The organism is Citrobacter sp. Cu096 (assembly GCF_030332285.1).
GTDB classification, from domain to species: Bacteria; Pseudomonadota; Gammaproteobacteria; order Enterobacterales; family Enterobacteriaceae; genus Citrobacter; species Citrobacter meridianamericanus.
The window spans coordinates 273164-288674 of record NZ_JAOWID010000019.1 but is presented as its reverse complement, the minus strand read 5'-3'; the positions used below and the strand labels follow the sequence as shown (position 1 = coordinate 288674).

Annotated in this window: 18 protein-coding genes; 10 read left to right on the top strand and 8 right to left on the bottom strand. The window is 47.4% G+C overall.

The features are described from left to right. Positions 1–18: 18 nt before the first annotated feature. Positions 19–882, bottom strand: a complete 864-nt coding sequence (locus OGX99_RS05420) for a YicC/YloC family endoribonuclease (RefSeq protein WP_003024052.1) — start codon at positions 880–882, stop codon at positions 19–21. A gap of 125 nt (positions 883–1007) precedes the next feature. Between OGX99_RS05420 and rph the strand changes: the two genes are divergently transcribed. Next, the gene (gene rph / locus OGX99_RS05415; protein WP_003024054.1) at positions 1008–1724 is read left to right on the top strand and encodes a ribonuclease PH; all 717 of its coding nucleotides are present in this window, start codon (positions 1008–1010) and stop codon (positions 1722–1724) included. A 65-nt stretch (positions 1725–1789) separates the two neighbouring features. Further along, positions 1790–2431: an orotate phosphoribosyltransferase gene (pyrE, locus tag OGX99_RS05410; RefSeq protein WP_061066836.1), complete on the top strand. Its 642-nt coding sequence runs from the start codon at positions 1790–1792 to the stop codon at positions 2429–2431. A 39-nt stretch (positions 2432–2470) separates the two neighbouring features. On the opposite strand, the gene slmA is transcribed toward pyrE, so the two are convergent. The 3 genes from slmA to coaBC all read right to left on the bottom strand — a co-directional run bounded on the left by slmA (position 2471) and on the right by coaBC (position 4840). Further along, positions 2471–3067, bottom strand: a complete 597-nt coding sequence (slmA, locus tag OGX99_RS05405) for a nucleoid occlusion factor SlmA (protein WP_005122608.1) — start codon at positions 3065–3067, stop codon at positions 2471–2473. Between the two features lie 116 nt (positions 3068–3183). Continuing rightward, the gene (gene dut / locus OGX99_RS05400; protein ID WP_006687626.1) at positions 3184–3642 is read right to left on the bottom strand and encodes a dUTP diphosphatase; all 459 of its coding nucleotides are present in this window, start codon (positions 3640–3642) and stop codon (positions 3184–3186) included. Further along, the gene (gene coaBC / locus OGX99_RS05395; RefSeq protein WP_252838614.1) at positions 3620–4840 is read right to left on the bottom strand and encodes a bifunctional phosphopantothenoylcysteine decarboxylase/phosphopantothenate--cysteine ligase CoaBC; all 1221 of its coding nucleotides are present in this window, start codon (positions 4838–4840) and stop codon (positions 3620–3622) included. Before coaBC ends, dut begins: the two co-directional genes overlap by 23 nt. Before the next feature lie 172 nt (positions 4841–5012). On the opposite strand from coaBC, the gene radC reads away from it, so the two are divergent. From radC to mutM, 4 genes are all read left to right on the top strand, one after another. Continuing rightward, complete coding sequence (gene radC, locus OGX99_RS05390) at positions 5013–5678, top strand: RadC family protein (protein WP_151217024.1); 666 nt, start codon at positions 5013–5015, stop codon at positions 5676–5678. A gap of 218 nt (positions 5679–5896) precedes the next feature. Continuing rightward, the gene (gene rpmB, locus OGX99_RS05385) at positions 5897–6133 is read left to right on the top strand and encodes a 50S ribosomal protein L28 (RefSeq protein WP_002436699.1); all 237 of its coding nucleotides are present in this window, start codon (positions 5897–5899) and stop codon (positions 6131–6133) included. 22 nt (positions 6134–6155) lie between these two features. After that, positions 6156–6323, top strand: a complete 168-nt coding sequence (gene rpmG / locus OGX99_RS05380; RefSeq protein WP_003024094.1) for a 50S ribosomal protein L33 — start codon at positions 6156–6158, stop codon at positions 6321–6323. A 98-nt stretch (positions 6324–6421) separates the two neighbouring features. Continuing rightward, entirely contained in the window at positions 6422–7231 is an 810-nt protein-coding gene (gene mutM, locus OGX99_RS05375; protein WP_286542875.1) for a bifunctional DNA-formamidopyrimidine glycosylase/DNA-(apurinic or apyrimidinic site) lyase, read from the top strand. 36 nt (positions 7232–7267) lie between these two features. On the opposite strand, the gene coaD is transcribed toward mutM, so the two are convergent. Both coaD and waaA read right to left on the bottom strand, forming a co-directional pair. Then, positions 7268–7747: a pantetheine-phosphate adenylyltransferase gene (gene coaD, locus OGX99_RS05370; protein ID WP_114681566.1), complete on the bottom strand. Its 480-nt coding sequence runs from the start codon at positions 7745–7747 to the stop codon at positions 7268–7270. Positions 7748–7755: 8 nt separating this feature from the next. Beyond that, positions 7756–9033, bottom strand: a complete 1278-nt coding sequence (gene waaA / locus OGX99_RS05365; protein WP_187253873.1) for a lipid IV(A) 3-deoxy-D-manno-octulosonic acid transferase — start codon at positions 9031–9033, stop codon at positions 7756–7758. A 424-nt stretch (positions 9034–9457) separates the two neighbouring features. Between waaA and OGX99_RS05360 the strand changes: the two genes are divergently transcribed. The 4 genes from OGX99_RS05360 to OGX99_RS05345 are packed head-to-tail and all read left to right on the top strand — an operon-like array spanning position 9458 to position 13483. Continuing rightward, positions 9458–10582: a glycosyltransferase family 4 protein gene (locus tag OGX99_RS05360; protein ID WP_151217020.1), complete on the top strand. Its 1125-nt coding sequence runs from the start codon at positions 9458–9460 to the stop codon at positions 10580–10582. Beyond that, positions 10575–11372: a lipopolysaccharide core heptose(I) kinase RfaP gene (gene rfaP, locus OGX99_RS05355; protein ID WP_151217019.1), complete on the top strand. Its 798-nt coding sequence runs from the start codon at positions 10575–10577 to the stop codon at positions 11370–11372. Before OGX99_RS05360 ends, rfaP begins: the two co-directional genes overlap by 8 nt. Before the next feature lie 30 nt (positions 11373–11402). Beyond that, the gene (locus tag OGX99_RS05350) at positions 11403–12422 is read left to right on the top strand and encodes a glycosyltransferase family 8 protein (protein WP_151217017.1); all 1020 of its coding nucleotides are present in this window, start codon (positions 11403–11405) and stop codon (positions 12420–12422) included. Positions 12423–12472: 50 nt separating this feature from the next. Beyond that, entirely contained in the window at positions 12473–13483 is a 1011-nt protein-coding gene (locus tag OGX99_RS05345; protein WP_187253872.1) for a glycosyltransferase family 8 protein, read from the top strand. Between the two features lie 26 nt (positions 13484–13509). Here OGX99_RS05345 and OGX99_RS05340 read toward each other — a convergent pair whose 3' ends face one another. Then, positions 13510–14454: a glycosyltransferase family 8 protein gene (locus tag OGX99_RS05340; RefSeq protein WP_187259821.1), complete on the bottom strand. Its 945-nt coding sequence runs from the start codon at positions 14452–14454 to the stop codon at positions 13510–13512. Continuing rightward, a complete protein-coding gene (gene rfaQ, locus OGX99_RS05335; RefSeq protein ID WP_151217012.1) occupies positions 14455–15510 on the bottom strand; it encodes a lipopolysaccharide core heptosyltransferase RfaQ in 1056 nt (351 codons plus the stop codon). Position 15511 lies beyond the last annotated feature (1 nt).

The window sequence follows — 15511 nt, the reverse complement described above, 5'->3', positions numbered from 1 at the left end:
GTGATAGCTCTTAAGTATTTACTCGATATTCTGAATTTGCTCGCGCATTTGCTCGATCAATACCTTCAGTTCAATTGCGGAGTTAGTCACTTCGGCATTGATAGACTTCGATGCCAGAGTATTCGACTCACGGTTGAATTCCTGCATCATGAAGTCCAGACGACGGCCAACCGCCTCTTTTTTCTTCAGAATGTTGTAGGTTTCTTTGACGTGAGCTTCCAGGCGATCCAGTTCTTCAGCCACGTCGATACGCTGTGCCATCAGCACCAGTTCTTGCTCAAGGCGGTTATTTTCCAGCTGCACCTGAGCATCTTCCAGTTTGGCTACCAGACGCTCGCGCTGCCATTGCAGGATTTCCGGCATATGCGCACGTACCTTCGTTACTTCGGCGCTGACGCCTTCCAGACGCTGCTCAATCAACGCCTTCAGTGCCTGACCTTCGGTTTCACGCGCAACGATAAAGTCATCCAGCGTACCGTCAAGCGCGGCGAGGATTTCGGCGGCAATGGCGTCCAGATCTTGCTCCTGGGCTGCCATTACACCTGGCCAACGCAGGATATCAACCGGGTTAATTTCACCTTCATCACTCTGCATTTTGACCCAGTTAGCAGCGCTAACGAGCTGTTTAGCGAGTTTTTCATTCAGAATCAGCTCGCCTTGTGCACTGGCATCAGGCTCAAAACGCAGCGTACATTCGACTTTACCGCGCGTCAGACGCGTGCGAATACGCTCGCGAACAACGGGTTCAAGACTACGGAACTGCTCCGGCAGGCGAAAATAAGTTTCCAGATAACGCTGGTTTACCGAGCGCATTTCCCAGGTAGCGCTACCCCATTCACCCTTGATTTCACGCCGGGCGTAAGCGGTCATGCTGCGGATCATAGACGTTCCTGTTTTTAAAGATGAGATGGGAGGATTATAGCCATCCACGTCTTGTCAGGATAGGAATAACAGTCGGAAGTCCGTATAATGCGCAGCCACATTCGTTTCAAGCCGGAGATTTTATCATGCGTCCAGCAGGTCGTAGTGCCAATCAGGTGCGTCCCGTCACCCTGACCCGTAATTATACAAAACACGCTGAAGGCTCCGTGCTGGTCGAATTTGGTGATACCAAAGTGCTATGTACCGCTTCTATTGATGAAGGCGTACCGCGTTTTCTGAAAGGTCAGGGCCAGGGTTGGATCACCGCAGAATATGGCATGCTGCCACGCGCCACACACACCCGTAACGCCCGTGAAGCGGCGAAAGGTAAGCAGGGCGGTCGTACCATGGAAATCCAGCGTCTTATCGCCCGCGCGCTGCGCGCCGCCGTTGATCTGAAAACGCTCGGCGAATTCACTATTACGCTGGATTGCGATGTTATTCAGGCAGATGGCGGTACGCGCACCGCATCAATTACCGGTGCATGTGTTGCGTTGGCTGATGCGCTGAACAAGCTGGTCGCGAGCGGTAAACTGAAAACTAACCCGATGAAAGGGATGGTCGCTGCGGTTTCCGTGGGTATTGTTAACGGTGAAGCGCTCTGTGACCTCGAGTACGTTGAGGATTCAGCAGCAGAAACCGACATGAACGTGGTGATGACTGAAGATGGCCGTATTATTGAAGTACAGGGCACGGCGGAAGGTGAGCCATTCAGCCATGAAGAACTTCTCACCCTACTGGCGTTGGCCCGAGGGGGAATCGAATCCATTGTAGCGACGCAGAAGGCGGCGTTAGAAAATTGATTTTAAAGGCGACTGATGAGTCGCCTTTTTTTTGTCTGTAATAAAGTGAGATGAGGAGCGAATCCATGAAACCGTATCAGCGCCAGTTTATTGAGTTTGCGCTTAGCAAGCAGGTACTAAAGTTTGGCGAGTTTACGCTGAAATCCGGGCGTAAAAGCCCCTATTTCTTCAATGCCGGACTGTTTAATACCGGGCGCGATCTGGCTCTGTTAGGCCGTTTTTATGCCGAAGCGCTGGTGGATTCCGGTATTGAGTTCGATTTGCTGTTTGGTCCTGCGTACAAAGGTATTCCGATTGCGACCACCACGGCTGTAGCACTTGCGGAACACCACGATAAAGATTTGCCGTACTGCTTTAACCGTAAAGAGGCGAAAACCCATGGCGAAGGCGGTAATCTGGTAGGTAGCGCACTTGAGGGGCGCGTGATGCTGGTGGATGACGTGATCACTGCCGGTACTGCGATTCGTGAATCCATGGAGATAATCCAGGCAAATGGTGCGACGTTGGCAGGCGTACTGATTTCTCTCGATCGTCAGGAACGCGGTCGCGGCGAGATTTCAGCGATTCAGGAAGTGGAACGCGATTATGGGTGCAAGGTGATTTCTATCATTACCCTGAAAGATCTGATTGCCTATCTGGAAGAAAAACCTGAAATGGCAGAGCACCTGGCCGCAGTCCGGGCGTATCGCGAAGAGTTTGGGGTGTAAGTCATCGCCCGGTAGCGTTAAGCTTACCGGGCAACTGTGTTACTGCAATTGAGCGGCAACTAACGGCCAGCGGGTGTCGAAATCATCCGTTGGACGATATTTAAATTCGCTACGTACAAACCGAGACAGCATACCTTCGCAGAAAGCCAGTAACTGGCTGGCCAGCAGCGTTTCATCCACGGTGTAGCCTTCACCTTCACGCATTCTTTTTTCTCGCAGAACCTGGCGTAGCTGCGACTCAATTCGCTCAAACAGCTGGTTAATGCGGCCTTGCAGACGGTCTTGCTCGAACATCAACGCGTGTCCGGTCAGAATGCGCGTCAGGCCGGGATTACGTTCACCGAACCCTAAAATCAGCAGGACGATTAGACGCAAGCGCGCGTTAGTATCCTTTTCATCTTTCAGAATCAGATTGATACGGGTAATCAGACTGTCTTCGATAAACTCAATCAGGCTATCGAACATGCGAGTCTTGCTGGGAAAATGGCGATACAATGCCGCTTCGGATACGCCAACTGAGGCTGCCAGCTTTGCTGTGGTGATGCGTTGGCTACCATCGCTGGACTCAAGCATCAGCGCCAGAGACTGAAGTATTTCTTCGCGACGATTCCTTTTCGCAGTTTGCTTTTCTACCATGTTACAAAATACCCCTGAAAATAAGCTCTTGCCAGGCAGGCATCCACACAGCGACCGCAAACGGTTGTTTGCGGTATGTTATTGCGTTATTACGCTGTGGGATACTTTTCTGCGGGTTACTTGCGCCCGGAATGGCCGAAGCCACCTTCGCCACGATCGGTGGCTTCAAACTCTTCCACCAGATTAAATTCAGCCTGCACGACCGGTACAAATACCATCTGCGCGATGCGTTCGCCCGGCTCAATAGTGAAGCTGTCCTGACCACGGTTCCAGATGGACACCATCAGTTGGCCCTGGTAGTCGGAATCAATCAAACCAACCAGATTGCCCAGCACGATACCGTGCTTATGGCCCAATCCGGAGCGCGGGAGCATCACCGCTGCCAGAGAAGGATCGGCAATGTGGATAGCTAACCCGGTTGGCACCAGCGTTGTTGCACCCGGCGCCAGTTCTACGGCGTCATCAAGACAAGCACGCAGGTCAAGTCCGGCAGAACCAGAAGTGGCGTACGTCGGGAGCGGAAATTGTTGCCCTACGCGCGGGTCCAGAATCTTAACGTCGATTTTTTTCATCATAACGGGTCACGATCTCGTCGAGTAATAATTGGCCCAGGAGTTCTTTGCGCTCAAGCGGTAAGACTTTATCTCCATCCTGCCAAAAAAGGTGTAATGCGTTGCTGTCACTGTTAAATCCTTGAGTAGACAGCGAAACGTCGTTCGCACAGATCACATCAAGGTTCTTGCGGATGCGTTTTTGCCGGGCATATTCTTCCACATTATTTGTTTCGGCGGCAAACCCAACGACAAAAGGTCGGTTAGCATCCAGTGCGGCAACACCGGCGATGATGTCCGGATTTTTGACCATTTTTACTGTTAATTCATCACCCTGCGTCGCCTGCTTTTTGATTTTTTCGTGGGCGACAGTTTCAGCGCGGTAATCAGCGACTGCGGCGCAGCCGATAAAAATATGCTGTTGTTGTACCGCAGATTGCACGGCGGCTTCCATTTCCAGCGCGGTCATTACATCAACGCGCTGGACAAATTGCGGTGTGGTTAACGAAACCGGACCTGATACCAGTGTGACGTTTGCCCCGCGTTTTGCTGCAGCGGCTGCGATAGCAAATCCCATCTTCCCGGAACTGTGGTTGGAAATATACCTTACGGGATCAAGCGGTTCACGCGTCGGACCCGCTGTAATCATGATGTTGAGATGTTGCAGATCTTTGACAGGTGAAAAATGTTCTGCCGCCATATCCACAATCGTTAATGGATCCAGCATACGTCCAGGACCGACATCGCCACATGCCTGGCTACCGCTGTCAGGGCCCCAAATGAACAAACCGCGTGAGGCAAGAACGCCCAGATTGTGCTGGGTAGCGGCAGCGCGGTACATCTGCTGGTTCATGGCCGGCAGCACGGCAACAGGCGCTGGAGTTGCCAGACAAATCGTAGACACCAGATCGTTGGCCATACCGGCGGCAACGCGGGCAATCAGGTCTGCCGTCGCAGGGGCCAGGATAACCAAATCGGCCCATTTCCCCAGCTCAATGTGGCCCATCGCAGCTTCGGCTGCGGGGTCAAGCAGGCTGTCGGAAACGGGATAACCCGAAACTGCCTGTAAGCTCAGAGGAGTAATAAACGCTTTTGCCGCTTCGGTCATCGCCACGCGGACGTCAGCGCCGCGTTCCCGTAAACGACGCACCAGCTCAGGGGTTTTGTACGCAGCAATACCGCCACTGACGCCAAGTACGATTTTTTTACCGGCCAGGCTCATCATGATCTTTCCTGTTGGGTTTCACCAGAAGGCGGATATTTTATCACAATCCGCAATGTGTCGTGCTTTTGCCCGCGATCCAGTTTGCGAGGCGCTACGAAGAAGTGATAACAGCGCGTCGATTCTCCGCTGGCGTTATGCCACTATGCGGATGCGAAATGGGGGGAAAAGCATGGAAAATACAGGACGTATAATGCCTCGGGAAAAGCTGTTGGCGCAGGGCGCTAGCTCGCTGAGCGACGTTGAGCTACTGGCTCTTTTTTTACGCACCGGGATGCTGGGTAAAGATGTGCTTACGCTGGCGAAAGAGATGCTTCAGCATTTTGATTCGCTGTATGGCCTGTTGTCTGCTGATTACATGGATTTCAGCTATGTTCAGGGCATCGGTATCGCGAAGTATGCACAGTTGAAGGGAATAGCGGAGCTGGCGAGGCGTTACTACAACGTACGGGTGATTGAGGAGCGCGCAATACTTAGCCCGGAAATGGCGCGTGAATTTCTGCAAAGTCAGCTCTCACAAGAGGAACGCGAGATCTTTTTTGTGATCTTTATGGATTCTCAACATCGCGTGATTAAACACAGTAAACTTTTTTCCGGTACGATTAGCCACGTCGAGGTACATCCGCGAGAAATTGTCCGCGAAGCGATAAAAATGAATGCTTCCGCAGTGATCCTTGCGCATAATCACCCTTCAGGGTGTGCAGAGCCGAGCAAAGCAGATAAACTCATCACCGAGCGTGTTGTGAAATGCTGTCAGTTCATGGATATCCGGGTGCTTGATCATCTGGTCATTGGGCGCGGAGAGTGCGTTTCTTTTGCGGAACGCGGTTGGATTTAATGCACTTTACGCGATCCATCGGGATCTTTGTCTGTTCGGGACTTGAGCATAACGCCGGGTCAGCGTATACTACGCCACCTTTGAGAATCTCGGGTTTGGCATTTGGGCCTGGCAATCGAGAGTTCACTTAGAACTATGCGATGACCGGGCTGTAAAGCCTGACGAGGCGCCGATACCCCATACGAAGCTCGAGCTAATTTGATTTTTGGAGAATAGACATGTCCCGAGTCTGCCAAGTTACTGGCAAGCGTCCGGTGACCGGTAACAACCGTTCCCACGCACTGAACGCGACTAAACGCCGTTTCCTGCCGAACCTGCACTCTCACCGTTTCTGGGTTGAGAGCGAGAAGCGTTTTGTCACCCTGCGCGTATCTGCTAAAGGTATGCGTGTAATCGATAAGAAAGGCATCGATACAGTTCTGTCTGAACTGCGTGCCCGTGGCGAAAAGTACTAAGTACTTAAAGAGGAAATAAATCATGGCTAAAGGTATTCGCGAGAAAATCAAGCTGGTTTCTTCTGCTGGTACAGGTCACTTCTACACCACCACGAAGAACAAACGTACTAAGCCGGAAAAACTGGAACTGAAAAAATTCGATCCAGTTGTACGCCAGCACGTACTGTACAAAGAAGCTAAAATCAAATAATTTTAGTTTCGATGTAGCAAAAAACCTCGCCTCGGCGGGGTTTTTTGTTTTCTGGCCGTCCCCATATTAATGAGACCTGATACACCGCCGGAGATACTATGCCTGAATTACCTGAAGTCGAAACCAGTCGTCGCGGGATTGAGCCGCATCTGGTGGGAGCAACGATTATGCGCGCGACTGTGCGTAACGGTCGTTTGCGTTGGCCGGTATCAGAGGAAATCTATCGTCTGAGTGATAAGCCTGTTCTGAGCGTACAGCGGCGCGCGAAATACCTGCTTCTGGAGCTGCCGGATGGCTGGGTAATCATTCATCTGGGGATGTCGGGTAGTTTGCGTATCCTTCCTGAAGAGCTTCCGGCAGAAAAGCATGACCACGTCGACTTGGTGATGAGTAACGGCAAAGTCCTGCGTTATACCGATCCGCGTCGTTTTGGTGCCTGGCTGTGGACTAAAGAACTGGATGGGCATAATGTCTTCGCCCATCTTGGCCCTGAGCCGCTGAGCGACGATTTCAATGCCGGTTACCTGCAGCAGAAATGTGCGAAGAAGAAAACCGCGATTAAACCTTGGCTGATGGATAACAAGCTGGTGGTGGGGGTGGGAAACATCTATGCCAGCGAGTCGCTGTTTGCGGCGGGTATCCATCCTGACCGTCTGGCGTCATCGCTGTCGCAGGATGAGTGTGAACTGCTGGTGCGCGTTATCAAGGCGGTTTTGCTGCGTTCTATCGAGCAGGGCGGGACGACGCTGAAGGATTTTCTGCAAAGTGACGGTAAGCCGGGCTATTTTGCTCAGGAGCTGCAGGTCTATGGGAGAGAAGGCGAACCCTGTCGCGTATGCGGCGCGCCAGTCATTGCGACAAAACACGCCCAGCGCACAACGTTCTACTGCAGGTGCTGTCAGAAATAACACCCTATCGGCCGGACGCTCATCCGGCCAGACGAATTACTTCAGTTTACTCAATAATGCCTGATGGACGTTTTCCGGCAGAAAATGCGTCACGTCACCCTGGTGGCGGGCGACTTCTTTCACCAGTGACGATGAGATAAATGACCACTCTTTAGACGGCATCAGAAAGACGCTTTCCAGTTGCGGCATGAGATGACGGTTCATATGGGCCAGCTGCATTTCATACTCAAAATCAGCCACCGCACGTAGACCACGGATCAGAATGTTAGCCTGATTATCGCGGGCAAAGTTTGCCATCAGATCGCTGAAGCCCAGAACTTCCACATTGCCGAGATGCGCCGTTGCCTGTTGTGCCAGCTCAACGCGCTCTTCAAGGGTAAACATCGGTTTTTTACTGGGACTTGCGGCAATTGCCAGGATTACGTGATCGAACATGCTGGTCGCACGCGTCACGATATCAAGATGGCCGTTAGTTATGGGATCAAAGGTTCCTGGATAAATCGCCCGTTTTTGCATGGCTTGCCTCAATGCGTTTTGGGTGGCAGATAAGGTTCCAGCAGCTGCAGCAGACGCTGAAGCGCGCCCTGATTTTGATACAGAACTTCAACTGCGTGACGGCCATAAAAATTACGATAATCTGCATCGGTCAGTAAAGAAGAGACTTCTTTCGCCAGCGTGCTTGCGTCGGTGACCGTGATCAGTCCGCTTGCCTGTTCAAGGCGGGCGCAAATATCTTTAAAATTAAACGTATGTGGCCCCATCAGTACCGGAATGGCATGCGCTGCCGCTTCAAGTGGGTTGTGCCCACCACGTTCGACCAGTGAACCGCCGACAAAAGCAAGATCGGCAATACCGTACAACAACATCAGCTCGCCCATGGTGTCGCCAATCACGACCTGAGTACCTGATGACGGAACTTCGCCAGAAGAGCGTGTCGTATAGCTTAGTCCAGCCTGGCGTACGAGGTTGATGGCATCCGGGAATCGTTCAGGATGTCTGGGTACCAGAATCAGTAATAGATTAGGGAACTGGTTTAATAACGCCTGATGGGCGGCAATGATAATGCTTTCTTCACCGTCGTGGGTGCTTGTTGCGATCCATACCGGGCGGTGAGGCGCCCATTGCCGACGCAATGTAACCGCTTTTGCAGCCAGTTGTGGCGTGACGGAAATATCAAACTTCAGGCTACCAGTAACGGTGACCTGATTGCTTCTGGCGCCAAGCGCAATAAAACGCGCGCCATCTTCTTCATTTTGCGCAGCAATGAGCGTAATGCGACGTAGCAATCTGCCAACAAATTTACCCAATTTCCCGTAGCCAGCAGCCGAGCGAGCTGAAAGCCGGGCGTTGGCGATAACCAGAGGAATATGGCGTTTGTGCAGTGCTGCAATGAGATTTGGCCATAGCTCAGTTTCCATAATTAACACCAGCTTGGGGTCAACTTTATTCAGGAAACGATTGAGTGCGTCAGGTAAATCGTAAGGTAAATAGACGTGCTGAACGTCAGCACCAAACGCAGACTGGACACGCTCTGAGCCAGTTGGCGTCATGGTGGTAACCGTGATTGGCAAGTCAGGGTAACGATGTCGCAGAGCGCGGACCAAAGGGATCGCTGCCAGCGTCTCACCCACAGATACCGAATGAAGCATGATGCCGCCTGGCTTTAGCGGACGGCGGTAAAAGCCGTAGCGTTCACCCCAGCGTTTACGGTAGGCCGGAGCCTTACGTCCGCGCACCCAAAGCCGTATCCAGATCAAAGGCTGAATAAGGTAGAAAAGGGCGGTGTAAAGCAATTCGAGCATAATGGTAGCTGACTTATGAATGTGCTGGGGATTCTATGTATTTAACTATGGCTTTACCATCATTTTTATCCAGGTTGTCTCAAAACGATGGAATTGGTGAAGCATTATTTTAACAGGTGGTTATTTCAAAAATGCATAGGACCGCATTTACATGACTTAACGTCTTGTGCGGCGTGGGTTTTCTGGTGAGCTATTTTAATTTATATCTTTATGTTTTTAATAGATTATTTTGTTTTTTGTTCAAAAAATATTCATTTCGGAATGCGTGGCAATAAATGATATACTACTACACAATTTCAGGTAGCTAGCGGGCAGGGACGTTTCGAAAACATGAGAGGTAATCTTTTAATGGTTCAGGCTTGGATTACACGACTCTGATGTTTCCGACTCGGTATGTCTGGCGACGCGATGCGGATATTGATGCATGAATATTGCTTTTTGTTTGTACAAATATTTTCCCTATGGTGGGCTACAGCGTGATTTCTTGCGGGTAGCACTTACGGTTGCTGCGCGTGGTCATCATGTTCAGGTGTTTACCCAGTCATGGCAGGGCGAGCGTCCGGATGAACTGGAGATTATACTTGTCCCCGTCTCATCCAGAACCAATCACGGGAAAAATGAGCAATATTATCAGTGGGTTCAGGATTATTTACGTCAGCATCCCGTCGATCGTGTCGTCGGGTTTAACAAAATGCCTGGCTTGGATGTGTATTACGCCGCCGACGTTTGCTACGCGGAGAAAGTCGCCCGTGAGAAAGGCTTTTTCTACAAGTTGACGCGTCGGTACCGGCATTACTCCGCTTTTGAAAAAGCGGCATTTCAGCAAGGTGCTGGTACCACGCTATTGATGTTAACTGATAAACAAATTGGTGATTTCAAACATCATTACCAAACTGAGAGCCAGCGTTTTCGTATTCTGCCACCAGGAATATACCCTGACAGAAAGTACAGCCAGCAACCTGAAAACAGCAGGCAGATTGTCAGAGAAAAAAACGGTATTGGTCTCGATCAGTTTCTACTCCTGCAGGTAGGTTCTGATTTCAAACGCAAAGGCGTGCCAAGAACATTGCAGGCGTTGGCTTCTTTACCTGAGGCTATACGTCACCGTACGCGATTGATGGTTGTTGGTCAGGATAAGGCCGATCGTTACCGCACTCAGGCTCGTCAATTGGGTATTGAAGAACAAGTGCAGTTCTTCTCGGGGCGGGATGATGTCGCTGAATTGATGTCTGCGGCCGATTTATTGCTTCACCCGGCTGTTCAGGAAGCTGCTGGTATTGTCTTGTTGGAGGCTGTAGTTGCCGGGCTGCCAGTATTAACCACTGAAGTATGCGGCTATGCGGGTTATATTAATGCCGCCCAGTGTGGGGTGGTGATTCCTGAACCTTTTGAACAGGAAAATCTGAATACAGCACTTTTCGATGCGCTGCAAAATAATGAGCAGAGAAGTTATTGGGTCAGGAACGCGCGGCATTTTGCTGATACAGAAGATCTCTACAGCCTGGCAGATAAGGCTGCGGATATCATTTTAGGTCTTGATAATGATTGAGTTAAAAGAACCATTTGCCACGCAATGGCAAGGAAAAGACCCGTTTACGGAAGTCACTAAGTTGGATGGTGAAGTTTTTCGCGCTCTGGAAACACGGCGAACCCTGCGTTTTGAGATGATGGGTAAAGGGTATTTCCTTAAATATCATCATGGAACCACGCTTAAAGAAGTGGTTAAGAACCTTATTTCTTTACGTATGCCTGTACTTGGCGCAGACCGTGAGTGGTTGGCAATTCATCGCTTACAGGAACTGAATGTTGACACAATGACCGGTGTTGCATTTGGGCAGAAAGGACTGAATCCTTTAGAGCGAACCTCATTTATCATCACTGAAGATCTCTCTCCTGCCATAAGCCTTGAAGATTTTTGTGCAAGGTGGAAAGTTGAGCGCCCTGATTTTGTATTAAAACGGACAATTATTACCCGCGTGGCAGAAATGGTGGGTAAAATGCATCGGGGCGGGGTAAATCACCGGGATTGCTATATCTGCCATTTCCTGCTCCAGCAGCCGATGCCGGCAGACGTTGCGAACATCAAACTTTCCGTAATTGATTTGCATCGTGCACAAATACGCCAGCATGTACCACGTCGCTGGCGGGATAAGGATCTGATTGGACTCTATTTCTCTTCACTTGAGATCGGGTTGACGCCCAGAGATATCTATCGTTTTTTACGTGTCTATTTTTCGATGCCACTACGTGAAATCTTTCGTCAGGAAGTCAGGTTGTTTGAACAGGCTGTCACAAAAGCGCAAAAAATAAGACAAAGAACAATTAGAAAAGCGCTATAAATAACACATGAAGTTTGAGGCCATTTTATTATGAACATTGATTTCCAGAAGCTAATCATTCAAAAACATGTTATCGACAGCTCCTCGCATGATAAGAGTAAAAAATTAAGTGTTGCGTATGGTGTCGATCGTAATTTTTTGTTTGGTTCCGGCATTTCTATGACCTCAGTATTAGTGAATAATCCTGATATTGATATTCACTTTTATATAGCAACAGACTATATCGATGATGATTATCTGGAGAGCGTAAAACGCCTGACGCAAATGTACAGTACGACAGTCACTGTCCTTGTGTTCGATAACGCGGCATTTCGTGAGTTGCCGAGTACGAAAGCATGGACTTATGCAATGTACTATCGTTATTTCGCATTTGAATATTTAAGTACTGAGTTAAGTTCGGTACTGTATCTTGATGCCGATGTCATTTGCAAAGGTTCTCTACGAGAACTTACCGAGATTAACTTCTGTGGGGAATATGCTGCTGTTATCAATGATGTTGATGAAGTACGTACTAAATCTGGCAACAGGCTCGGTATTCCTGAACTGAGTAATGGATACTTTAACTCCGGAGTGGTGTTTGCGAATCTTGAAGTTTGGCGTGAGCAGCAGTTATTGACAAAGGCATTTTCTATCTTAGATGAACGCCAAAAAGAACTGCTTTATTTTGACCAGGATGTTCTGAATATATTATTCGTTGGTAATGTGATTTTCCTGAGACGAGATTTTAACTGCATTTATGGTGTAGATCAGGAACTAAAAAATAAAAACGATAAAATTTACCAGAATTATATTACAGATGATACTGTTTTAATACATTATGTCGGTGTCACTAAACCATGGCATACATGGGCAAAATATCCAGTGGCTAAATTTTTCATCGACGCATATAAAAAATCCGCATGGGCGGAAAAATCCTTATTAAATGCAAATACAGCAAAATTGTATAAACGAAAGTCACGGCATGAGAGAGTGCAGCGGAAATATATCCGCTCGATACTTAGTCATGTAATGTATATAAAAAACAAACTACATAGTGCACGGTCTCATTAGTATTTAGATGTGCAGATAATTTTCAGATAGCATATAAAAAGGTGTAGTACATGAATTTTGATTGTCATCAGTCTATTAAAGACACCATTGAGGTTTTTGGGGCTCCAGAGACTCAAACTCCACAGCTCAATATTGCATGGGGGGTTGATCAAAACTTTATGTTTGGGGCGGCAGTTTCGATGTCGTCCGTTTTACTACATAACAAAGATATCAGCATACATTTTCATCTTTTTACTGATTATCTTGGCTCAGATTACCGTAAAAGATTAGAAAAACTAGCAAAGCAGTTTTCTACCAATATCACTGTATATGTGATGGATGCTGAAGGATTAAAGATCCTTCCGTGTGGAAATGCATGGTCACATGCGACCTACTTCAGATTTATCGCATTTGAGTATCTTAGCGAAAAGATCGATAATCTTCTCTATATTGACGCTGACGTTGTATGTAAAGGGTCGCTTATTGAGTTAACACAAATCACTCTGGAACATCATGTTGCAGCGGTTATTCAGGATGTTGAAGAGAGTCGGGAGTATGCTGCGCAGCGACTTGATACTCCGGAATTTAACGAACAATACTTCAATGCCGGTGTTATATTTGCAAATTTAAAAGAATGGAAAAAGCAGAAATTCTTTTCTGAAGCATTTTCGATTCTCCTGGATAAGACCAGAAAATTCGCTTTTCTGGATCAGGATGTCTTAAATATAATGTTTTTTGGTAAAACAATTTTTTTACCAAGAATTTATGACGCAATTTACGGAATTAAACAAGAGCTCAAAAGTAAGGATACCTCAAGTTATAAAAAATATATAACAGATGATACTATCCTTATCCATTATATAGGCGTAACTAAACCCTGGAATTCATGGGCAAATTATCCTTCAGCACAGTTTTTTGTTGATGCCTGGAAGGCTTCACCTTGGGCGGATGTTCCATTGTTACCCGCCAGAACACCAAAACAATATAAAAAGAAATCACGCCATGAGAGATTACAAGGGAAGTATTTCACTTCGGTAATTAGCTATATTGGCTATTTGCGGGAAAAAATTAAAAGTAAGTAAAAAAACTCCCTTACGGGAGTTTTTTATTAACGTAATTTAGTCTTAAGGTATTTTATATACCATTTGACAGACGCGCAGTAATTCCCCTTTTTGGCTTCCTGGCGCGAGTAAACCCGATAATCAGTAGGCCTCATACGTGGAGCATAGGAGCGCAATGCAGTATCTCTCCATGGCGTGAAATGATGGTAGAAGAGATAAAGTTGTTGTGAAAGCCCGGTATGTTCTTTATACCAGGGCTTCCTTCCACCAGTGAAGTGGATAATTCTTGGCAGAGTATCTTTTTGGTAAAAGAATATCTCTTTTTGTTGATCGGTAAACCAGTTGAACAAAAAATTCCATCGGTTATCAATAAACTTAACGTTACCGTCCATTGCGATATTCAATGCATCCTGGTCAAAGTAAGGTAAGGATTTACCTTGTTCAAATAACACGGTGTTTGCTTTATTTTCAATATCAAACTTGATCCAATTTTCAATATTAATATACAAAAAACCAGCGTTGAAATAATGACCAGTACTCAAACCCAGGCGTTTGGCATTTTTTGTATCATGAGTATCGAGAGAGTCGTGGCTGACTGCACAAATAACCTTGCTGATATCAATGTTGTTAATGTCATTGAGCTTATCAAAACACAGGGTATCGGCATCTAAGTAGATAAAATGCTCAACTGTATCTTTTAGTAAGCGCGGTACGGCCAGACGCATATAGGTCGAACGGTTCAAGTGTTTGATTGCAAAGTCATTATTATACTTTTCAATCTCTTCTTTATCGATATTGATAACCTGAATTTTATCACTGGTAGAACGCAGTTTATTGATTTCTTCGTCAGTAACGTCATACACAAAGACAAAAAATGACAGGTCCTGTTCCGGGTTGTTCATTATGACAGACATAATGGACACTGCTACATATTCCAGATAATTAGCATCTGTACAGTAAGCAATATTAATAATGTTATTTTTGTTGTCCATTTATGCTTTCTCATTACCTTGAACATTGTCATTATCATGAAGTACCGTATCGATAGCGTCAACCACGGCCTGTTCCGGTATCCATGTCAGATATTTTTTTGACCGGTCAAGTTCATCCCGCGAAGGCATCGGATGGTATTCGCCAGCCCAAATCAAAATGGCTTTATCAGACCACGGCTTCCATTGTTGAAAATTGGTGGCACCAAACAGGCAAACTTGCGGTGTCTTTAGCGCTGCTGCCATATGCATCGGTGCAGAATCGACACCAATGTACAAAACAGCATGGTCGATCAACGCAGCCAGTTGCAGGAAGGTTGTTTTACCTGCCAGCGTCAGGTCGGGGGGAGATTGGCACAGTTCAGCAATGCGCTGAACCTGTTGCTGCTCACTTAATGCTGGCCCACAGGTAAGATAAACATGCAAACCACGCTGATGCAGGTGGTCTATAACATGCGCGAACTTCTCATCATCCCAGCATTTAAACTCTTGCCTGGCAGTGGGCTGAATAACGACATATTTCTGCGCAGGCAAAGTGGGTAACAGGGATACCAGATGTTGATAATCGTCCTGCCGATAACTCAGTGACATCTCTTTCTTCAATTCTGCTTCGCTAAAACCAATGCCTTTTAGAATCGATAGGTTTTGTTCAACAATATGTGTCCCAATTGAGGGGGTTACTCGCGTAAAAAGTCGGTTCCAGTGATCTTTCTCGCGCTGGAAGGCAATTGAAGGACGGCGTAAAGAGGCGATAAGTGCACCAATTGGCCATTGCTCGGTAAGGTTAACAATCAGGTCATAGTGATTTTTCTTCAGTTGCTGACGTACTGAGAGATAATTTTTTGCTGTTGCCAGCAGGCCCTGTTTTTTCTCAATGAGATAAAATGCATTGATGTCTTTGTGGGCTGCTAAGATTGCTTTGGTATCTTTATAAAGGAGCAGATCGATCTTGGCATGTGGATAACGAGCCCGAATGCTGGCAATGACCGGCGTTGTTAACAGAACATCTCCATAAAATTTGAGCTTGCAAATAAGAACTCGATCAATTTTTTCAAACATG